At 39.0% G+C, this 21,856-nt stretch carries 15 protein-coding genes; all 15 read right to left on the bottom strand.

Going from position 1 to position 21,856, the window contains the following annotated elements:
* Positions 1-31: 31 nt before the first annotated feature.
* On the bottom strand, positions 32-1,378 hold the full coding sequence (locus tag AC1RM2_RS22995; protein ID WP_492987482.1) for a TolC family protein: 1,347 nt from the start codon (positions 1,376-1,378) through the stop codon (positions 32-34).
* Between the two features lie 54 nt (positions 1,379-1,432).
* Positions 1,433-2,047, bottom strand: coding sequence for a TetR/AcrR family transcriptional regulator (locus AC1RM2_RS22990; RefSeq protein ID WP_492987481.1), 615 nt, complete (start codon positions 2,045-2,047; stop codon positions 1,433-1,435).
* A gap of 301 nt (positions 2,048-2,348) precedes the next feature.
* Complete coding sequence (locus AC1RM2_RS22985) at positions 2,349-3,059, bottom strand: ABC transporter ATP-binding protein (RefSeq protein WP_090652595.1); 711 nt, start codon at positions 3,057-3,059, stop codon at positions 2,349-2,351.
* A 7-nt stretch (positions 3,060-3,066) separates the two neighbouring features.
* Positions 3,067-4,302, bottom strand: a complete 1,236-nt coding sequence (locus AC1RM2_RS22980) for an ABC transporter permease (protein WP_090652596.1) — start codon at positions 4,300-4,302, stop codon at positions 3,067-3,069.
* Between the two features lie 5 nt (positions 4,303-4,307).
* Positions 4,308-5,456: an efflux RND transporter periplasmic adaptor subunit gene (locus AC1RM2_RS22975; RefSeq protein WP_492987480.1), complete on the bottom strand. Its 1,149-nt coding sequence runs from the start codon at positions 5,454-5,456 to the stop codon at positions 4,308-4,310.
* Entirely contained in the window at positions 5,453-6,772 is a 1,320-nt protein-coding gene (locus AC1RM2_RS22970) for a TolC family protein (protein WP_492987479.1), read from the bottom strand. Before AC1RM2_RS22970 ends, AC1RM2_RS22975 begins: the two co-directional genes overlap by 4 nt.
* Before the next feature lie 10 nt (positions 6,773-6,782).
* A complete protein-coding gene (locus AC1RM2_RS22965; protein ID WP_090652599.1) occupies positions 6,783-7,172 on the bottom strand; it encodes a hypothetical protein in 390 nt (129 codons plus the stop codon).
* A gap of 143 nt (positions 7,173-7,315) precedes the next feature.
* On the bottom strand, positions 7,316-8,233 hold the full coding sequence (locus AC1RM2_RS22960) for a phospholipase A (protein ID WP_090652600.1): 918 nt from the start codon (positions 8,231-8,233) through the stop codon (positions 7,316-7,318).
* Positions 8,234-8,326: 93 nt separating this feature from the next.
* Positions 8,327-9,085, bottom strand: a complete 759-nt coding sequence (locus AC1RM2_RS22955; protein ID WP_090652601.1) for a LytR/AlgR family response regulator transcription factor — start codon at positions 9,083-9,085, stop codon at positions 8,327-8,329.
* Positions 9,082-10,110, bottom strand: coding sequence for a sensor histidine kinase (locus AC1RM2_RS22950; protein ID WP_090652602.1), 1,029 nt, complete (start codon positions 10,108-10,110; stop codon positions 9,082-9,084). The genes AC1RM2_RS22955 and AC1RM2_RS22950 overlap by 4 nt, the downstream gene beginning before the upstream one ends.
* 252 nt (positions 10,111-10,362) lie before the next feature.
* The gene (locus tag AC1RM2_RS22945) at positions 10,363-10,968 is read right to left on the bottom strand and encodes a TetR/AcrR family transcriptional regulator (protein WP_090652603.1); all 606 of its coding nucleotides are present in this window, start codon (positions 10,966-10,968) and stop codon (positions 10,363-10,365) included.
* Positions 10,969-11,234: 266 nt separating this feature from the next.
* On the bottom strand, positions 11,235-11,777 hold the full coding sequence (locus tag AC1RM2_RS22940) for a tetratricopeptide repeat protein (protein WP_090652604.1): 543 nt from the start codon (positions 11,775-11,777) through the stop codon (positions 11,235-11,237).
* A gap of 605 nt (positions 11,778-12,382) precedes the next feature.
* Positions 12,383-14,011 carry a RagB/SusD family nutrient uptake outer membrane protein gene (locus AC1RM2_RS22935; protein WP_492987478.1) on the bottom strand — a complete coding sequence of 543 codons (1,629 nt, stop codon included), beginning with the start codon at positions 14,009-14,011 and terminating at the stop codon, positions 12,383-12,385.
* Between the two features lie 16 nt (positions 14,012-14,027).
* Positions 14,028-17,018, bottom strand: a complete 2,991-nt coding sequence (locus tag AC1RM2_RS22930; RefSeq protein WP_492987477.1) for a SusC/RagA family TonB-linked outer membrane protein — start codon at positions 17,016-17,018, stop codon at positions 14,028-14,030.
* 709 nt (positions 17,019-17,727) lie between these two features.
* Positions 17,728-21,792 carry a hybrid sensor histidine kinase/response regulator transcription factor gene (locus tag AC1RM2_RS22925; RefSeq protein WP_492987476.1) on the bottom strand — a complete coding sequence of 1,355 codons (4,065 nt, stop codon included), beginning with the start codon at positions 21,790-21,792 and terminating at the stop codon, positions 17,728-17,730.
* Positions 21,793-21,856: the final 64 nt, after the last annotated feature.

Raw genomic sequence — 21,856 nt, 5'->3', positions numbered from 1 at the left:
GTGTGTTGTTATTGATTTTCACTAATGAGTTTTAGTTTTTAAGCAAGGTTCCTTGTGTTTTTTTAAGATTTAATTCTGCTTGCTTGATGTTAATGAGCGCGTTAACGAAATTATTTTGCGCTGTGTGCAAATCACTGCTGGCATTTATAAAGTCGCTTACCTTTACCAGTCCACTCTTATATTGTGTGTCAATATCCCTCATGACCTTTTGCGCCAGCGCCAAGTTGCGTTGCTGGTTTTGATAGGTAATAAAGTTGCTTTTCAGGTCTTCGTAGGCATCGGCAAGTTCCTTATTGTTTTGTTGAATGGTCTGCTGCGCCTGGACTTCGTATTTTTTGATTTCAAAGTCCTTTTGTTTGGCCTGATATCTGATACTGAAACCATCAAAAATGGGAATGGTCAGTTTTAGACCGACGTAGGACGACGGATAATATTTACCATTGATACTTTTAAAAGGGTCGGCATTGGTATAGTTGCCATAAAGTCCATACCCCCCGTTTAAGGAAAGATTCGGCAAATATCCAGCTTTGATATTCTGACGCTCCAGTTTGGAAATATTTATATTTTCCATGATCTGCCGATAATTGGTTTTTGAATCTGGATTGAACGTAGGCGTTTGCAGCAGCGCATTGCTGGCCTCATTATCGGTAAATGGCACTACTGTGATGCTGGTGACCAAGGGCAGGTTCATCAGCGTCTTCAATAAATTGTAATACTTCTCCCGATTATTTGCAAGAGATTGCAGGCTAGCTTTGTCGTTATCGCGGGTTACGGTAAGCCTGTCAACGTCAGTTTGGGTAGCCAACCCGGCCTTCAGCTGCTGTTGCATACTGGCTAGCAATGATTCCGTATTGTTTAGTGTTTCATTACTTAGTTCAATTTGTTTTAATACTGACTGGATATTGTAGTAGGTAGCTGAAAGATTGTAAACCAAATCTTCCTTACTGCTTTGTATTTGTAACTGATTAAGGTTTAAAGCCAGTTTTGCAGCTTTTAAACCGATGGTAACCGACGGGTTAAAAATGGTTTGATTTAATGTTATTTGTGCATTTTTTGTTTGCGGCACCCCAAACTTTACTGCGCTATAAGTGCCAACTGGTCCGCCAAAAGCTTCTGCCGGAATAACGGATGTTTGCACCTGGAAAGAATACTGATATGAAGCACTGCCGTTAATGTTAGGCAACAATGCACTATATTGCTGCTGCACGCCGGCTTTGGTTTTCTCCAGATCATAATTGTCGGCCCTAAGTTGTAGGCTTTGACGTAAGGCGGTATCTATACATTGCTCTAATGACATTACCTGCTGTGCTCTTGCTGAACGGGTCAGCATAATAAATACTGGTAATAAGCAGAGTATCTGGAAAGCTTTATTTTTCATTTTTATATAATTTTATTGTTTAACTTTTTTGTTTAATTGATTCAAAAAAAAACATTAATTGAAGTTCGTTTTCAAAAAATTGATCACGTAAGCCTTTCTATTGCTCATCAATTGAAAATATTGTTCATTGTTAAGCTTTAAGATATTTTGCAGCAAGCCACTTGCCGCAAACGGAAACATACAAATGGCCATCAGCGTCATAAAGATTTGTTTAGGATTCCCGGTGATTTCTTTTCTTTCTACCGCTTTTTCAATTTCATGAAGCATCGCATCGGTAAGACTGATAATCGTATTATCCATTGGCACCTCCTTCATTAAATTGGGATGGGTATTAAACTCGTTGAGTATAAACAGATCCAGCCCCGGTTCCTGGCAAACTTTGTCAAAATACTGAGTGACGAAGAATTCCATTTTCTCAACGATAGTTGATCCCTGGTTTGTTAACGCTTTTGCCCCTAGATTGATATCATAAAAAACATCCCGTAAGACGGTGAGAAATAGTTTCTCTTTACTACGAAAGTAGTAGTGAAGTGCTGTCCGGGCGATGCCCGCTTCATCCGCAATCTCTTGCAGACGGGCCCCCTTTAACCCCTTCTTCAAAAAAACTTTTTTTGCTGCTACCTTAATCAATTTTTCCGGGTCGGCATAGCTGTCTTTTTTATAAAACATATTTATTGAACAATTTTGTTAAATACAAAAGTAGAAATTTATTTTTAAATTCCTACTCGTTGTTCGAAGATTTAATTCAAATTTAAATTGAAGCAGATCGTGAATTTTAAATCCTCCAAGTGTTACTAAGTTTGTTTTTAGCGTGGGAAGGGGAAATTGCATGCAAAAAACTCAATAGTCTGATTTTCGGCATCTAAAAAAAATAGCTTTATGATGACATTCTTTCTTTCCATAATAAGTTTAATATAGAGCTTTTTATCCAATCGGCAGGGGGAATCATGGAAAGTTTTCTACCGGTGACTTAATGAATATCAATAAAATTCTTATCATGGCTGATGATTTTCCCATCCGCCAATTCAATCGTTCGGTCACTGGCTTGGGCAAAATCATTATCATGGGTTACTGCAATTATGGTTTGACCAAACTCATGTGCTATCTGTGTAAAAACATCAAATACAATTTTAGTGTTCTTACTATCTAAATTGCCTGTTGGTTCGTCGCACATAATAATTGCAGGATCGTTGATAAGCGCCCTGGCAATAGCTACCCGTTGCTGCTGCCCCCCGCTTAGCTTTGCTGCTGGTTTTAATGCCTGCTCTTTGATGCCTAAAACATCCAGTTTATGGTATGCTCTTTCTTCTACTTCTTGGTAAGTGTATTTTCCCAGCTTCAACGCCGGGATCATCACATTTTTCAGGCAAGAGAATTCAGGTAACAAGTAGTGGAACTGAAATACGAATCCGATATTCCTGTTTCGTAATGCCGCTAATTCATTTGTTTTCTTTCCTGTTATTCTTTCATTATTAACAAATAACTCTCCTTCGTAAGACGTGTCCATTGTGCTGAGACAGTAGAGTAAAGTGGATTTGCCCGAACCACTTTTGCCAACTAATGTTAAAAACTCCCCTTTATATGCCTCAAAACTAATATCGTCTAAAACCTTAAATTTAACGGGGTCATAAAAATATTTCCCTAATGATTTTGTACTTAAAATAACTTCTTTTTTTTCCATGTTCGGATTATTTTCTAAAGATTTCTACAGGGTCAACTCTTGCAGCTTTCCTTGCTGGAAAATAACCAGCACAAAGTGTAATAAACAAACCTAACCCAAAGCTTTTTGCAAAAAGTCCGGGTTCAAAACGGATAGGGAAATAACCCACTGGGCCGCCCATGTATATTCTTGACATTATTGCAATAAGCACGCCACCAACAACCAGCCCCATTAGCGTGCCAATGAATCCCATTATGAGCGCTTCGGATAGAAAAATCCTGACTACATCTTTGCCCGCAAATCCTGTTGCTTTTAATATGGCAATGTCATTTATTTTTTGTGCTATCGTTGAACTGAGAATATTGTAGATACCAAAAGCTGCTACTACTAAAATAGAGAGAGAGATAGCACTCATTAATATATCTCTCGTCTTGCCGCTTGCCAATACATCTGCATTCGTAGTTTTCCAGTCTTCTACCTTATATGGTGTTAATTGTTGCAACATAACCGCGTACTTTTCACTTTCATTAGGATCGGGTACGTTTATAAAAATATTACTTACGTAGGAAGGCCCTTCTTTTATAAATTGCTGTGCTGTGGTAATATTCATATAGGATTTTGCATTGTCAGTTATGCTATTGCCGGTTGTAAAAATGCCTGCTATTTTCATTACTTTTACAACGTTATAGGAAGAAGTTACTGTAATATTATCATTGATTCCAAGGTTTAACTTTTCCGCAATGCCACTTCCTATGATGATACCATTTAAGTTGCCTTGTACCCCGTTCAAGCTGCCTGCCACTATGTATTTGCCTGTCTTGAACATGGCGTCATATTCAAGTATATTTACACCATTGCCGTCTCCCCTTAACTGTGCCTTGCCGCGGTTATAAAATGCGTCAAAACCTACCTGTGCAATTGCATTCACAACATAGGGCTGTTTTTTAATTCTCGACAGCAACTGTTCAGGATTAATTATCTTCTTCGACAGAGTGGTAATCTGAGGATTCACAATAACAGCAACATGTCGAGAATCTGGAAAAGGCATCAGAGGCTGACTCAATTCATCATCCTTATAAATCTTGATGTGGGCGCTGTTTTTAAACATTTCATCTGTCGAAAAGGAAGAAAAGCCAGATGTCAGTGAATTCATAAATAAAAATATCCCGACACCAAGAGTAACACCTAATGCTGCAACGAGTGTTTGTCTTTTCCTGGTAATTATGTGTGTAAAAGCAATGTCTGTATTTATACTGCGTTTCATTATTATCAGTTTAATTGTGCTCCTGCCTCTGAAGTATTTGTTTTATTGGCCGCCAGATTTTCTGTAACCAAGACAGTATTTTCATCTATTCCACTTAATACCTGGACCCATTCATTGCTTACAAACTTCGTAACAACTTTTACTTTTTCTTTTTGTCCTTTTACCTGCACATATCCTCCAAAATCAAGATATTTTCTAGGAATAAGCAATGCATTTTTTGTTGTTGTTACTATGATGTTGCTTTGCAATTGTGTGTTTACAATAGTAAAATCTAAACTGTCAGTAAAAGCAAGTTTGCAAATGAATGACTGGGTGCTCTCATCAAACGAAGGATAAATCTCCTTAACTGTACCTTTATAGATTTTTTCCTTATTTATGTTCAATTGTATATATGCGATTTGACCGACCTTGATTTTCCCTATATTGCCCTCATCAACATTCACTTTCGAGTATATATCATGTATATTTCCAATTAATGCAATACTTTCACCACGTTTTACGTAGTCACCCGGTTGTTTATACTTCTTTAGAATTTTCCCCGCTACAACGGCACTTATTTTGTTTTTGCCAGTAATTAATTCGTATATATTTTTGGTTGCTTGTGTACTGATAGCCTGCTGATTGGCTTGCTGTTGCGATTGCTTGTAATTCTCCAAAGCATTTTCATAGTTTGATTTTGAAGATTCATATTGAATCTTGGCATTGTCAAGGTCTATTTTAGCAATACTGTTATTCTCCCATAATTTTTGATAGCGTTGCAGGTTAGTTAAATCCAGTTCCATCTTTTGTTTGTTGATGTTAATAGTATTTTGTGCCTGCTGTAAAGCAGGTGCATTGTTTTGTGTGTTTCGATGTGCTATTTTATACAAATCTGTTGCACTTTGTTCATTAAAAGTGGCTTCTCTATTATTAACAATAGCCAATACATTTCCTGGTGCAACAACATCTCCATCCTCAAAATTTACCTGTGAAAGATAACCGTCTGCTTGTGCTGTAAGATCATATGTATTGTCAGCCTCAAGTATGCCCGAAGCAAATACCGTTTCAGTCACATCTTTCCGGATCGGCTTTGTCTCTTCTGTTTTTTTGCCACAGGAATAAAAAAGCAAAACGGGAAACGTAAGTACTATCGTGCGAATTAATTTCTGATTCATTTTATTCTGTTATTAATATCAATTTTTGTTTTGGCATTGAGTACTGTTACCTGCGAAGAAACAAGGTTATAGTGGCTGCTTACCATTTCATTAAACTTATTAAGTGTTTGTTCAAGGCTTGCCTGTCCTTCAGTGTACAGGTTCAGGTATTTTTGATAATTCTCTTTTCTTAATAAATATATTTCCTTATTGGCAGTAGCCTGACTTAACGCTTTGTCATAGTCCGTATAAATTTGTCTTACCTGTAAATCTGATTTTATTTTTTGTTGCTCTGTGTTTTTTTGAGCAAGTAAATAATCATACTTCGCCTTTGAGGTTTGACTCATTGTGTTAGATGATGGGAACGGGATACTAAGCTTTAAACCAATATAGCTGCTCGGATACCATTTTACACTACTGTCAAATAATTTACCTCTTGTGTTATTTTGCTGACTAGTGCTACTCTGAAAAAAGGAAAGCGCTGGATACTTAGAATACTTTTGCTGTTTCCAATTTGATAAAGCTATCTTTTCCTTTAAAACGCTGTTGGCGAAAGCAACGTTATTATATTCAACAAACGGCTTTGTGTCAAATTCTGTTAGCGAAAGCTTATTCGCGATCTGTATGTCTTCCTTTTCAGGAATATCACAAAGTATTTTTAATGCTAAATATTGCTGCTTTATCAGATATTCAATCTGGTTTTTATTTTCCCGCGTAGTAAGATTGTTTACGTTTGCATCATTTACATCCTGTTGCTTTATAAGCCCTGCATTATACTTGTTCTTGGTAATTGCTAATAGGCTATCTGAGATAGCTACATTTTGCACGGTGCTATTCAATTGTTCCTGTAGCGAGACGATATTATAATAACTAGTGGCAATGTTTTCCCAAAGTTCTTTTAAGGTAAGCTTATTCTCTGACGCATTACTTTCAATATTAAGCTTAGACATTTTTAGATTTTCCCATCCCGTCAGGTTAAAAAGTTTTATGTTTATATCATTGCTGAAATTAGTAACATAAGGAACACCCGTCTGCACCTCTTTATATGTCCCTGCCTGACCACCGAACGCCTCTGAAGGGAAAAGGCTTACGGGTAATTTGGTATTGTGAGTATAGCTAAAAGTGGTATTGCCTGTTGGGTCTGGGACACTAAGTATGGCTGCCAGCTTTGCTTTTTTGGCCTGGTCTAACCGGATATAACCGGATTGAACAGAAATACTTTTTGACACTGAATAATTCAATAAGGAGTCAACGGATGTGAATATTTTCTGGGCGTGAACGGAACCGGAAAGAAAAATGAAACTACCTGTTACAAAGGCCTTAATCTTAATCTTCATCTGCAGGATCTTATTTTATTCTTGTTAGGTATACAGTTCTGCTGATCAGCATCTTCTTGGCCACCATTTTTAAATGATCTGGGTCAATCACAGTAACATTTACGTCAAGTTGAATATCCGCGTCCTCAGGGTGCATGAGACCTTTGAAAGTTTTTGAAGGCTCATTGTATTTCAATTTCTTCAGGATAATTACCCCGTTTTTTGATGGCGTATGGCTGTCATTTATTATTTTTCCATAATAGTTACTGTCTTTAGCTAGATATATTTCGATATCCATGGCTTTATCCTTTAGCCCGATTTTCCAGTTGCCGATAACGCCTTCATTTGTTTGGCAAAAGGCGCCCAATCCTCCAAAAAGGAGAATAATTAAAACGCTTGCGCGAATGCTTAATGTTGTCATATTCTTTTATTTTGGGACAAAGATTTACATATATCCCATTGACAGCAATTGTACGTTAGCCGAAATGGACAAATTGAGGATTGAACGGGATGAAGAAGCCCAAAACCGTTGGTTTCAGCAGCAATGAAAATAGTGCGACCTTATTAATAAAATACAAACCTTGATGGTTTTATCGTTATGCCAAGTCTTAACATCTGCCTTTTTTCCTTGTAATCAAGTAAGTTTTCGGCATATCCTGTGAACCACTGAAGTGTTATATATTGATTTTCATTTTTATTCAGCCGGTAACTGACTTGCGTTTGAAGCGAGCCCCGCCAGTCAAATTTGTGTCCTTTTCGCACGGTTGCGTCAATCATTAGCCTTTGGTTTAATGTCTTCCATTGGTATGCTACTTCAAGCTTCCCTACATAATCCAGTAAATCGGGGTTGTCGGCTTCATATTGAAAAGGTATCCAAAAGTTCAAATACAGCCTTGACCTTTTTGAGGCTTCAATCGCCCAATTGAGTGCAAGCCTGTTCCAACTTCTAGAATAAATACTGTCTTTACCGTTAGATTCATGCTCGAAAGCTACCGACAGACTTATCAGTTTTTGTTTGTAATAAAAGAATTTACTAATTGCGATTGAGGGATTATAATTTGTTTCTGCGAAAGGGCTGCTTTTACGGTAAATATCCCAAAAAGACTTTTGAGTATAACTCAGGTAGAGAACGGTGTTAAAGGGCAAAACTGCATTGGTAAGCCGCTGTTTAAAGCTGATTTGAAATTTGACATCGGAATTATATTTAGTTGGCTGAGTATTGACCGGAACGCCGGTTATAAAATAATTGTCCTTATAAATGGTAAATGACGGGGAGTTTTTTATAAGGGCACTAATTGAATCCTTCGCCTGGAACGTTTGAGCTTCCGCAATATTACAACAAACAAACAATAGGGCAGTTGTAGAAATTCTGCCGGCGGCAAGAACAGCAAGGCCCCGAGTCATATTAAAAATATTGCGCGCGTGCACTGCTAGTTGATTGCAAATAACGTGTATTTTGGACGTCTTTATGATTTGTGGCATAAGTGTTTTACTAAGCAGTAAAACTTTGGAATAATAGGGTAATACGAAAAGAGAATTTGCCTGAACTGGACAAAATGGAACCCGAACGTATTTTCATTGTGAAAGCCATTCCACAAAAAATGTGGTTTTTAATTTGCCTACCAATATCTGTTCGTTAAACGGCACGCTAAGGTTGATTATAATTTTTCTGTCAAAGAAATGGGCGGCGTCTTTTATTGCTTTACGATTTACGAGATGTTGCCGGTTGGCTCTGAAAAATGAAGGGGCAAAAAAACTCTCAAGGTCTTCAAGGCTTTCATTAACGAGAAATCTCTTCTGTCCAAGTGTATAGGCGAAGGTATATCCATCTTCAACAAAAAAAACTGCTATACTGCTGGCTTCCAGTGGAATTATTTTATCTGCCTGCCGGATGATTATAGCGCTTTTTTTAGGCGCAATTTTTGTTTCTAAAAGGCTCAGCTGCTCTTTATAATTCTCGTTATTTCTCGTAAACCTTTTCTCTAGCGTAGTATATTTTGCCAGCGCTTTTTCTATAGTTGCTTTGTTAAATGGTTTCAATATGTAATCAATGCCAGTTGCTTCAAAGGCCTCTGAGAAATAGTTGTTGTAAGCCGTGCAGAATATAACTGGAACCTGGTTCTTCATTTTTTTTAATATTTCAAAACTAAGGCCATCGCCCAATTGAATATCCGAAAAAATAAGATCTGTATCTGTATGGCTTTTAAAGTATTCAACAGCATCTTCAACAGAATGTAGCAATCCATCAATCTCTACATCTGGATTTACTGCAAGTATGGTCCTTTTCAAATCTTTTGCCGTAAGCTTCTCGTCTTCTATAATTACAACTTTCATATTTGAATACCATTTAACAGATGCAATTTAGCAGTGAACTCGTCCTTGGTGTCTGTAATTTCTACATCCTTATTTGCAATAATTCTGTAGCGTTGGTTTAGGTTTTTTAATCCGGTGCCAGTGGTTTCCACAGCGTTTGCTAGCATTTTATTGTTGCTAACCAAGATAGCCCCCCCGCCGATGCAGTTGATCTTTATGCGCAATGGTCTTTTTTCTGTAAATGAGTTATGTTTAAGTGCATTCTCAACTAATGTTTGCAGGGCATACGCAGGTATTTGCATTTTGTACACATCGTATGGGATGCACACATCAAAAATAACGGAGCTTTCAAAACGTATTTTCTGCAAATCAATATAATCGTTGGTAAATTTCAATTCCTGCTCCACTGACACCATGTCGCTTTTATGCATCTGAACAGAATAGCGCAAAAAATCAGAAAGTTTTATTGAGTAATTTTCAGCTTCATCAGGATTCTCCTTTATTAAAGATTTCAATACGCTAAGTGTATTAAACAAAAAGTGGGGTTGCAATTGCTGCAACAGCACCTGTTTCTGTGCCTCAAGATTACTCACTTTAAGTTCCTGTATTTCAATTTCAACATTTTTGTTTTTTTGTGTTGCCAATATAGAATTACAAATTATTAAAATGATGGCGTTAACGGCAAGCATTGAAACAGAAGGGTAAACAATTAAAATATATTTTCTAAAAAGCAGTTCACCTTCAGAGATAAAAGATGGTGCCGGAAATAATGCTCTAATAAAAATTAGTAATACTTGCAAAGTGGCCACAAAAGCAAAACTGGAAATATACCATTTCCAATTTTTAGATGCTCTAAAATAGCGGATGATGGCAACATTAATGACCCAGAATATAAGTACATTAAGCATAATAGCCAAGCCTGCAAACAAAATATATGAGGACTGTGCCTTGTTAAATATGTAAAAGGGTGCAACGCCGTATAAAGCAATTATCGGCGACGAAATAAGAGCAGTTCTGATCAATCTTCTGTATAAATCTCTATCCATATCACTACATTTTTATAAGCGTTCACGTCTTATACAGATGCTCTTTTATAAAACATATTTATTAAACAAAATTGTTAAATACAAAAGTAAAAATATACTTTTTAATTCCAAATCGTTTTTCGAAAGATTAACTCAAATTAAAATGCAGGAAATCATTGACTTTATATCCCCCAGGTGCTATTAAGTTCGTTTTTAGCGCGAAAACGGGAAATTTCTGATAGAGATTAAGATAAAGGATACAATATCTTTAATTTAAGCATCTAAAAAAATTAACTTCATAATGACATTCTTTCTTTCCATAATAAACTTGACATAGGTTTCCTTATCCATCGACAGGATGTGGCGAAGGAGTGTCTGACCTAAAAATGGAAAAGAACATAATGAAATTAATGTTATCATGAATTGTGCTGGGTGGATCGGTTTCATAGCTCCAGCTTTTACTTCACCTTCAATCCCTTCTGTCACATCTTTTACCCTTGCTTCCCGTTCCTCTTTATTTAATGCCAGGGCGGCCAGTTCAGGATTGGCATTCAATTCCGTAATAATGAACATTTCCAGGTAAGGGTGTTGTAATGATCTTTCTAAAAAAAATTCTATAAACTTTTCGGTTTGCTCTCTAAACGTGATCGCTTGCTCAGAAATAGATTGAATTTTTGTTTGCATCTCGATCATCGCTTCCTGAAGAACAGTATCTAATAGTTTTTTCCTGCTGCGGTAATAATAATGTATGGAGGCACGGTTAATTCCGGCTGCATCAGCAATATCTTGTGTAGTAGCATGTATGTTGCCATCTACAAAGAATACCTTCTTTGCGGTGTCCTTAATAAGTTGTTCCGTTTCTGTGGCTAAAATTTCCATTGATTAACATGTTTAACAAAAATGTTATGCAAAGGTATTGTTTTTTAATCAGCATACTATTCAGTTGTAATTCTATGAATATTGATTAAGTAAGGGAAGTCAATCTATTTAATTTGCTTTGGGCGATACCACGATTGAAACCGAAGAAGTCATCTATTTAATGTTAAGCAAGGTACGATGGTCGACTCGCAACGCAGGATGTCACTAAATTAAACTACATTTCCAGGAATATCAGGAAATTGATTAGAAGGGATAATTTATAGTAATTATCTACTTCGTTTGTTTCGTCCACCTGCCTTATTAGAAACATTAGCCTCATACAAGGAAATTACCTTTTTTTGCGTTTCAATAATGTCTGTTAAATCCTTTAGCTTTTCGCCTTTTGAACTCAATTCGGTTTCAAGTTCGAGAATACGATTTTGAAGTGTCACCATGTCTTTACTGAACATGCTTTTCAAAGGTTCCTCATTCAAATAATATAGAAACAGATTCTTATTTAGTAGCCTCGAAAATAAAATCAGCTTATCAATATCTACTGATTCTCTTTTATAAATACCAAAGAGTGTTGATTCATAAGGGTCATAAGACAAAATATCCTTATAAATGGCTGCCGCCTCATCGTATTTATCCGGGAATTTCCTCAATGCGAATCCCAGGTTTAACTTTGCTATTGTAAATCGAGGGCTAATTTCAACGGCCTTTTGAAAGCAATTGATAGCTTCAGGAGTGTCCTGAAATATATCATGATAAATCAACCCCAGGTTATTTAAAGCCTCAACATTTTTAGGATTTAAGCGAAGTGCTTTTATGGTTTATCCAGGTTTAGCATATTCCCCAGGTGAATAACGATGACAAGAGGACATTCTCGAAAACTTGACCACACCATTCCTGCTCTGCTTTCATTCAATTGTATATGAATGGGTCGAGGGGATACACAGCTAATTTGTTAATGATTTTGTTCTCCCGGGATTAACTGACGTTGTCTTGTTCTGAAAAGATAATCCATGAATAACAAAATGTTAAAAGGAACTAAATACAGTAAAACAGAAGTGGCAATTTTTATAATTCCCAAAGTTGTGCTTGATAAGTTTAAGCCAAATCCTGAGAAATAGGAGCCGCACGGTAGGGTTTTAAATTTGAATGGGATGTAGTCAGAATCAATAGAAGTATCGTGATAGTGACACCTGCAATAATCAGCCCGATTTTTTTAGTGGTTATTGGTTCTAAAGTTTTAGTTGCTTCAGGTTGAATATTAGCCGCTATATTGTTGATTGTGCATCCCCCATGCCATGTGCAGGCAGCCATCGCCATCAATCATAATACTGATGCATTTATAGTCATTAGAAAAAAGAGCATCGATAGATAAATATAACAAGTTAAGCGGCAAATAAGTGCCGCTTAACTGTTTCGCATTTTAGTAGCCCGGGTTTTGTTCTAAAACCGCATCCTTATTTAGTTGAATTTCTGAAAGCGGAATTGGCAGTAAAAGATTTTTAGCGACAATCCCAACGGTTGGATGTACTGCATCAGTGGCGTTAAGACGGATAGCACGGTCAACAAGTGTACCGGTACGCATCAGGGTTAACCTTCTGTTTTCTTCACCTATCAACTCACGCGCCCGTTCATCAAGTATAAAATCCATAGTCATTTGCGAGCCGGTTACCAGCGGGGCCCGGGCCCGGGTACGCAAAATATTGATACTTGCAGCGGCTTCGGCGGTTTTACCTTGTTTTACCTGGGCTTCCGCCATTAAAAGGTAAGTTTCACCCAAACGCATCATAATAAAGTCCTTTATCATGGCATAGCCAAAGGTATCATTGGGGTCAAACGCGCCCCATTTAGTAGTGCTTGGGCAGATTCTGAACAATGTATCGGTACCGGTAAACGGAACCGGTTTACCATAAAGTGCGCTATAGGTGGGGGATGGGTCGTTATAATAATATTGCCTTCTGATATTGTTGTTCGAGTTACGCATATCGCCTGCAGGGTATAAACCATATAGTACCCAGTTACTTAAACGTAACCTTGCAATACTGCGGCCACCCAATGAATCACATGGCAACATACCGGGCACCTGGTAATAGGCAGCTCCCCAAACACGGCGCTGCTGCGCATTATCAACGTTGCCGCCTACTACCGTGTTTGGATTTTCTTGCTCGAGTACCCAAATAGCTTCGGAGCTACCCTGCGAACGGCGCTGATTGCCATACACAAACATATCGGAATAATAATCGCCCCTGCCGCTTGCCCTAACACCATAACGGGAGTTAACGAGGCTGAATTTACCGCTGCTGATAACTGCCTGGGCCTGTTGCTCGGCAAGGTCGTTTTTACCCATGCGCAAATACGCTTCGGCCAGCAGCTGCATCGCCATGTATTTATTTGCCCGGCCAACAGCTTTGCCCTGCATATTCACTTTGCTGCCGGTACTGTTAAGGTCGGCAAGGTTGGTACTCGCATAAGTAAGATCGCTAACGATCTGCGCATTCACGGCATCAAGTGCTGTGCGTGTAAAATTAGCCTTGTAGCCGCTTACCGGGGCGGTAACCAGCGGCACTTTACCAAAAAGGGTGGCCAGGTTATTGTAAGCATAGGCCCTAAAGAATTTTGCCTCGGCTTCAACCTGTTTTTTGCCTACCAAAGTAATCTTGGTAGTCGTCGGATTTTCGGCAGAAGCAATAATAATGTTGGCATTGTTAATCAACGCGTAATACTTACTCCAGATGTAAGATGCAGCGGCATCTGTATTGGTTAACAGGCTGTAATTATAATAGGGCACTTCAATGCCCTCTTGCTGTGCGGTGGCATTGGCCACATCGGTTCCAACCTGCCAAACGCTTGGCCAACCCTGACGGCCTGAGTAAGTTAAAATACCGGTTTCATAATTATAGAGGCCAATAGCAGATGCCTCGAATCCTAATGAGTCAGTTAATGTTAACGGCGTATATGAAGAGTAGGGTTTTTCGTCGAGATAGTTTTTTTTACATGACGTAATTGTCACGGCAAGTATGCATACAACACCCAATATTGAATATTTTTTCATGTCTTTTACGTTTAACTTATTTTAAAGAAATATTGGCTCCAAAAACGATGGTGCGGGTTTGCGGGTAGTTATTGGTCCAGTCTCCTGATCCTCGTGTTGAATAATTATCTTCCGGGTCCCAGCCTATCCATTTGGTGAAGGTGTACAGGTTCCGGCCACTTGCATAGATTGTTAAACCTGCAATATGTAACTGATCGAGTATTCTTTGTGAAAATACATAGCTTAGGGTGATATCTTTAATGCGGGTGTAGCTGGCATTATGCGGATAACCATAACCGCGGGTGTTGGTATACGATAATGCCTGGAATTGATTATTGCCATTTGTTGGTGTCCAATAGCCAATTGCGGCAGGTGTATTTCTACGCCCGGCTTCGTCAGCATAGTTAAAATCAGCGTTATTTTTTAACATTCCCTGGGCCGTCTGGATAAATACGCTAAGATTAATTTGCTTGTAGTGGAAGGTGTTGGTAATACCGGCTGTCCATTTAGGCGCTGTCTGGCCTAAAATGGTTTTGTCGTTAGCAGTTATTTTTCCATCACCGTCCAAATCAGCAAATTTAAGGTCGCCCGGCTTAGCGCCGGGGTCTTGTTTTGAAGCATCTTCACCGGTTTGCCAAATGCCCGTCATCTTATAGTCGTAGATTACGCTTATGGGTTTTCCAAGAAACCAGCGGTTACCCAAATCGTCTTTACCATCTCCGTAAAGGCTTATAATTTTGTTTTTGTTGGTTGAGTAAACAATATTGGTTTCCCAGTGAAAATTTTTCAAATCGATGTTATGGGTGTTCAGTGATATCTCCAATCCTTTGTTTGAGGTTTTGCCAATATTATCAAGCACTGAACCGTAACCGGTAATGCCAGGCAGTCCGCGGCTTAGCAGCAAACCCGACGTATTTGAGCTATATACATCAATAGTGCCGGCAATACGGTTTTTGAGCAATGAAAAGTCCATGCCAAGGTTGGTGCTTACAGTGCTTTCCCAATGCAGGTTTGTATTACCCAGGTTGCTGGCTTGTACACCTATCTGGCTTACGCCGTTGAATGGAGAACGTATGGTACCATCGGTAGTAATAGTGCGGTAAACAGGCAGCGCCTCGTTACCGGATTTACCATATGACAGCCGTAACTTAAGGTTATCCACAACCTTCGAATCTTTAAGAAAGGCTTCCTTAGTTATATTCCAGCCGGCAGCAGCCGAAGGAAACCAGCCATACTTATTAGTATTAGCGCCAAATACAGAGGAACCATCGCGACGGGCTGTTAAGGTTAACAGGTACTTGCTATCGTAAGAATAGTTAATACGTCCCATTTGCGAGTTAGCCGCGTAACGATCAGAGTATGACGATGAACTTAAAGTGCTGCCCGCGCCGATATTATTAAATGATAGTTCGTCATTAATATAACCGGTACCTGATGCGGTAGAGGTAAAATACCTGCGGCGCTGTGCACTGTACAAACCGGTGAAATTCAAATGGTTTTTTCCAAAATCACGGTCATAGTACAATAGGTTCTCAATGGTATAACTTTGTGTTTCGGAACTGGCTGCACTCGCTGCACCTAATGGCGTATTCGCCAAACGCCCGCTGTAACTGTCAACACGGGCAGGCAAATAGTTATAGCCCGCGTTTAGCCGGTATCTTAATCCTTTAATTGCACCGCCAAATTTTACTTCGGCGTAGCCGTTTCCGCTTAGGTTCACGCTGCGGTTTATCTGTTTAGTGGTCAGTCCCAACATTGGGTTGGTATACAATTGTTCGGGCGACTGCGGATATATCATATAGGTGCCGTCCGGATTGTATTCGGTCCCGTAAGGGCTCATAGCAGTGGCGAGCAGTAAATTGGCACGGCCACCATCATAGTTGTTATTTGAAAAGAATGTTGAAGTACCGACTGTTAAGAAATTCGTTACATTAATGTCCAGGTTTGACCGTATACTTACCCGATGATACTGGTAGCCCTTAACCACACCTTTTAGGTTCAGGTAATCGCCCGAAATGAAGTATTTAGTATCAGGAGTGCCACCTGAAATGCTGAGGTTATGGTCCTGCATTATTCCTTGCTGCGTTGCTTGTTTCACCCAATCGGTGGTGATGCCTTTGGCGTAGTTGGCTCTTTCACCGTTATTGTAAACCGGTTCGGTAAACTGCTGTTTGCCGCCGGTCTCCATCAGGTAATCCAGGTATTTTTGTGTAAATGATGCAGGGTCACGCGGTGCAAGCAAATGCGCGATATTTTCGTATCCCGCATAACCGTTGTAGCGGATAACCGGTTTGCCGGATGTTCCGCGTTTTGTAGTCACCAGTATAACTCCATTTGAACCGTTCATACCGTAGATTGCAGTTGCAGAGGCATCTTTTAATATTTCAACCGAAGAAATATCATTGGGGTTAATATCATTGAGCGAACCACCACTTTTGCTCAGCGGGATACCATCAACTACTACATACGGGCCTGAAGTTGCGGTAATAGAGTTTTGCCCCCTGATGAGCGCAGCCGGTTGACTGCCCGGAATGGCAGATGTGGTAGTAACCGTCAGGCCCGCCACCGCACCTTCTATTGATTGTAAAACATTAGTAACGGGCAATTCCTCGAGTCTCTTTTTAGGTACCGAAGTTATTGACCCCGTAACGTCCGAACGTTTTTGGGTACCGTAACCTACAACCACTACTTCGTTGAGTAGCTTGCCATTGCCCATCAGTATTACTGTTGGTGTTCTGTTAGTACTGCTTACCCGAACCAGCTGAGGCTCCATGCCTATAAAGCTAATTGTTAACGTGGCCGGAGCATTAAGCGTTAAATTGAAGCTGCCTTCGGTGTCAGTGATTACTGCCTGTGTTGATCCGTCCACTTTCACAGAAGCACCGAGCAGAGGCTGGTTCTTATTGTCTACCACCTTTCCTTTCACCACGTACGATGTGCCCTGTGCAAATGCAGGTTGGCTAAAGCTGTTAATTATTACGCTTAAAATAAACGTAATATAAACTGCGTAAGTAAATTTTTTTCTCATATAATTTAATTTTTGAACTTGTTTTTGATTTGATGTTTTTTCTTTTTTTCTGGCAGGTATAACCCTATCCTGGGAGCTATACTGCGGGCATAGTTGTTTTTACAAAGCATACTGATACATAGCTGTTTGATGTAAGCGTTTTTTACTGATAACTAAAAATGAACGACTTGGCGCCAATCGATAGAAACTAAATAAGGAGATTTTTTCATCGCCCGTGGGGGACAAACCTGTAAATTGACGGGGGGGTAAATCTACATAGCCCCCCTTTTTGCGTCATTCGCAAGATATTGTTCCATTGTGTAGAATTTCCTGTGGTATGATTGAGAGATTTAAACTATACTAACTTATGATTCAACCGAAAGTATCCCGATAGGGCCCGCCGTTTTGCAGCAGCTAATAGTATTTGGTCATTGTCTCGTTCTTGGTCTACTCTGTTGGAGAATACAAACAATTTTGAATACCTATTAAAGACTATATTTCAAAACCGTATATGGCAGAGCGAAGTAAAGATTGTATCAAAATAAAAAAGTAAAATTCAATACAAAAATGATATTTTGTCGTTCTTGAATTCCATTGGTCTTTGTGAGCCCTTGCACACCTTGTCGAGAAAATCAACCATGAGAGACACGATGGTTCGCAGAGGATGTCACAGCAAAATTTAATTTGGCCTTTCTGGAGTTCTATCCTATCTGGCGAAAAGATATTATGACTAACGCCTTGGCTCTTCCATCAAAAAGGTCTTGCGGAATGCTGCGCGATGCTTCTTAATAAAATCCGATGGTTTAACTCCAAATTGTTTTATGAAATGCTCGCGGAAATATTTAATGTCGTTAAACCCGGCATTCAGAGCAGCCTCGTTTACATTGCAATTGGTATGGATCATAAGCTCGGCGGCTTTGCGTAACCTTACAAAGCGAATGAAACCTTTAACGGATTTACCACTTACAATTTTTATCTTTTTAAACAGACTGGAATAGCTCATCCCCATTTCGTTGGCTATTGTTTTTACATCAAAATCGGGATCGGCCAGGTAGTTTTCAATGATCGCAATACACTTATATAAAAAGTCTTTATGATGTTCGGAAATATTACGGGCGTTTGACTTTAAGGTTACCTCGTTATAAAAATAGTTTTGCAATTCCTGCCTGTCTTTCAAAATACCCTGTACCCGGGCTATCAGTAGATCTTTTTCAAAGGGCTTGCTTACAAAGTCAACGGCTCCCACTTCTATACCCGCTAGCTTCGCCTCGGGGTTAGGGTCACCTGTGAGTAACACAACCGGGATATGGCTAAGCGATGCATCCTGCTTGATAATCCGGCATAAATCAATTCCCGATAGCGAATCCATTACAATATCGCTTATCACTATATCAGGCACGTGTTTTTTAATCATTTCCAGACCCGATTCGCCGTTTGTCGCTTCGTATGTCTTGTATTTCTCTTTAAAGATTTTTTTGATGTAAGTCCGCAATTGCAAGTTATCATCAATTATTAGCAAGGATTGCCTGTCGGATATCAGTAATTCCAGGTTGCTTACATCTTCCTCGGCCGAGATCCCTTCCTGTGACTCGTTATTGATCAATTCCTCTAGCAGGTGCTGGTCAGATGTTTTTCGCTCTGCTTCATCGTTTGCCGGTAACAGGCTGGTTTTGGGCAACGTTGCTGTAAATGTGGTGCCTCCCAGTTCGTTTTTAAAGTATTTTATTTCTCCGTTATGGCTCTTTATGAAGCTTTTTACAAGATAAAGGCCGATGCCAAAACCTGTTTTGAGTAAGGAATTATCTTTAATTTGATAAAATTTATCAAACGGCTTTTCTCCGGCGTCCCCGGCAATACCGCAACCATTATCGCAAACCTCAACTACTACGCTAGTTTCCGTTTCAGAAAGGCGTATATTAATTTTACCACCTTCTGGAGTAAACTTTATTGCGTTTGATATCAAGTTAAATAAAGCGATTTCCAACTTTTCGCGATCCCCGGCTATCATCAATTGTTCATCATCACAATCAAACTGATAATAAATATTTTTCATTTTAGCCTGATGTTTAAAACACAAGTAAACATCTTTAGTAAGCGCATAGAAATTCAGGTTAACAATTTTTAACTGGCCATTTTCGCTTTCAGTTTTTCTGAATAGCAATAAATGGTCAACCAGGCCAAGCAGGCGGCGCGCGTTCCTGTAAATGGTGTTTAGTTCCGAATTGTTTTTATCGTTGTTCAATAAATCTTTTATCGGGTTAATTATAAGTGTAAGCGGCGTACGGAATTCGTGCGAAACATTGGTAAAAAACGACAGCTTCTTTTCATTCAGTTCTTTTTCCCGTTCAACTTTCAAATTGGCAATCTGCACTTCATATTTTAGTTTTGTTTGTCTCATAGCGTACAGCCAAAACCGATAAATAATTGTTCCGATTATAGTAGCATAAATCAAATAAGCCCACCACGTTCTTTGCCAGGGTGGCAAAATGGTTATATTAATGGTGCGCTGGTTATTAATCCATACGCCATCAGTGTTGGTTGACTTTATTCTTAACGTATAATATCCTTCATTCAAGTGTGTATAATTAACGGTTCTTATTTTCCCTGCATTATTCCAAACATGATCCCACCCTTCCAGATAATAAGCGTATGAAATTTTATCCTGAAAAGAATACTCAAGCGCAATGAAATCTGCCGAAATAACTGCTTTGTCATACGGCACCGTGATTTCGTTAATATTCATCACACTTCCTTTACCCTTATATGCAGGGTCTCGCTCAATCGATAGATTGTTTATTCTTAATCCGGTTAAGAATATTTCCGGATTACTTATGGAACGTTTTAGGCTATCGGGGTTAAACTGATTGAATCCTTTTATCCCTCCGAATAAAAACTGACCCGACTTTAGTTTTAAAGCGGCATTATAACTAAATTGATTACATAAAAGTCCATCTGATGCATAATAGTTTTTGATAGTTTTCGAAGCCGGATTGAATTTACAGAGCCCATTATAGGTGCTGAACCAGATTGATCCTTCATTATCTTCTAGTATGTTAAGTACTGTGTTACCTGGCAAGCCATCGGCGCTGGTGTATCTGGTAAAGGTTTGTTTGGTTCGGTTAAACAAAAGCAGGCCACCAACATCTGTTCCCAGCCAAAACCTTCCCATCTTGTCCTCGTGAATAGTAAATATTACTGAGTTCATAGGGTAAATGCGATGCCGTTTGCCGTTTAAATCAATCTTAATCAGCTGGCTGTTGTTTCCTGCCCATAGGCTGCCCTCCTTATCTTCACAAAAACAATTGATGCTGGTCAGGCGGCTATCAAACAGCTCAAACTTATCTGTTGTAGAGTTATACAAATACAAAGCGCCCCCTCGCGTGGTAGCAGCCCATAGGTTGTGATGCCTGTCTTCAAATAATTTCCAGACACTGCGGTCTTCCATCCGTGTAACAGTGTTAAAGCATCTATAATGTTTAAACGTTTGCGTACTTTTATTAAACAGGTTGATGCCGCCGTTAAAACTGGCAATCCATATATTGTTTTTATAGTCATTGATTATACTCATTACAAGATCGCTGCTTAATGAAGCCGGCGAGTTTTCGCTATGTCGATAATTTGTAAAGATATTTAACTTGGTATTCCAGTAACTTAGGCCTCCTCCTGCTGTTCCAATCCATATATTTGCATCGGTATCCTCACAAAAGGAGCGGGTGAAGTTGTTAATCAGGCTATTTTTATTTGCAGGGTCGTGGGTGATTGCTGTAAAAGGGTGATTTTTGTTGTCTATTATGTTTATTCCGCCTTTGAGGGTGGCTATCCACTTTCGTGAATCCCTGTCTTCATAAATGTAATATACCGAGCTGCTGCTTAACGAGCCTTTTGCTTCCCCGGCTAGGAGATAACTCACTTTCCCGGTAAAAGGGTCAATTATATTTATACTTCCGCCATCTGTAGCAACCCATACTTTTTCAGCTTTGTCAATGTATATCTGCATGATGTTTTTGCTGGTTAATTTGTTATCCTTCTGACTCACATCAATTAACTTATCATGTGCTACATCGTATTTATAAAGCCCCTGTTCTGTTCCCATCCAAACAAAGGCATTATGAAAATCAGGAGTAATGCAACTAACACCTTCCAACTTATCGCTAATTAAAATAATTTTATCCGACGATCTGTTATACTGGCAAAGGCCGATACCACTGATAAACAACCATATCCGGCCCTGTTTATCAATAGATATGTTATGAACATTATAATTGCGGACTTTATCTGAGTAAACTACCTGGCGACAAATTATCTGCCCTTTTTTACATACTAACAAGCCAATGTCGTTGGTCCCGATGTATACATTTCCGTTTACATCGGCGCCCAGGTTGTATATTTTTGAAGTGATTTTTATTAATTTGTTCCCGGTTGCCGGGTGATAATACACCGAGTGAATTTTTGCGTCTGCATAATTATAATAAGCAACGCCGCTTTCGGTTCCTACCCAAATTTTTTTCCCCCAACCTTCTGTAATACAATTTACGTGATTATTGCTAAGCGATTCTTCGTCGTTCCATTTGTTTTTGAATACCTGGAAATTGCTGCCATCATACCTGTTCAGGCCATCGTAAGTGCCAAACCAAAAAAAACCATAACTATCCTGAAACAACGTGTTAACTGAATTATTAGAAAGCCCATTGTCAATACTTAAATACCTCATAGACTGACCAAAGCTGTTGTTATTTAACAGGATAAAAAAAGCCGAAAGAATAAGGGCAAAAAAGTGTAGTAATGGTTTATTCATCAACGGTAATAAATGGGTTTAATGCTATGGAAATCAAAGCTAAATATTTCAAGCCTTTAGTAGA

This window comes from Mucilaginibacter sp. GW822-FHT03E02, assembly GCF_058801545.1.
The sequence above is the reverse complement of the archived record's forward strand: the minus strand, read 5'-3'. Positions and strand labels throughout refer to the sequence as shown.

Excerpts from the sequence above, each read along its gene's own strand:
- AC1RM2_RS22995 (WP_492987482.1), bottom strand. The coding sequence starts at position 1,378 with ATGAAAAATAAAGCTTTCCAGATACTCTGCTTATTACCAGTATTTATT.
- AC1RM2_RS22990 (WP_492987481.1), bottom strand. The coding sequence starts at position 2,047 with ATGTTTTATAAAAAAGACAGCTATGCCGACCCGGAAAAATTGATTAAG.
- AC1RM2_RS22985 (WP_090652595.1), bottom strand. The coding sequence starts at position 3,059 with ATGGAAAAAAAAGAAGTTATTTTAAGTACAAAATCATTAGGGAAATAT.
- AC1RM2_RS22980 (WP_090652596.1), bottom strand. The coding sequence starts at position 4,302 with ATGAAACGCAGTATAAATACAGACATTGCTTTTACACACATAATTACC.
- AC1RM2_RS22975 (WP_492987480.1), bottom strand. The coding sequence starts at position 5,456 with ATGAATCAGAAATTAATTCGCACGATAGTACTTACGTTTCCCGTTTTG.
- AC1RM2_RS22970 (WP_492987479.1), bottom strand. The coding sequence starts at position 6,772 with ATGAAGATTAAGATTAAGGCCTTTGTAACAGGTAGTTTCATTTTTCTT.
- AC1RM2_RS22965 (WP_090652599.1), bottom strand. The coding sequence starts at position 7,172 with ATGACAACATTAAGCATTCGCGCAAGCGTTTTAATTATTCTCCTTTTT.
- AC1RM2_RS22960 (WP_090652600.1), bottom strand. The coding sequence starts at position 8,233 with ATGCCACAAATCATAAAGACGTCCAAAATACACGTTATTTGCAATCAA.
- AC1RM2_RS22955 (WP_090652601.1), bottom strand. The coding sequence starts at position 9,085 with ATGAAAGTTGTAATTATAGAAGACGAGAAGCTTACGGCAAAAGATTTG.
- AC1RM2_RS22950 (WP_090652602.1), bottom strand. The coding sequence starts at position 10,110 with ATGGATAGAGATTTATACAGAAGATTGATCAGAACTGCTCTTATTTCG.
- AC1RM2_RS22945 (WP_090652603.1), bottom strand. The coding sequence starts at position 10,968 with ATGGAAATTTTAGCCACAGAAACGGAACAACTTATTAAGGACACCGCA.
- AC1RM2_RS22935 (WP_492987478.1), bottom strand. The coding sequence starts at position 14,011 with ATGAAAAAATATTCAATATTGGGTGTTGTATGCATACTTGCCGTGACA.
- AC1RM2_RS22930 (WP_492987477.1), bottom strand. The coding sequence starts at position 17,018 with ATGAGAAAAAAATTTACTTACGCAGTTTATATTACGTTTATTTTAAGC.
- AC1RM2_RS22925 (WP_492987476.1), bottom strand. The coding sequence starts at position 21,792 with ATGAATAAACCATTACTACACTTTTTTGCCCTTATTCTTTCGGCTTTT.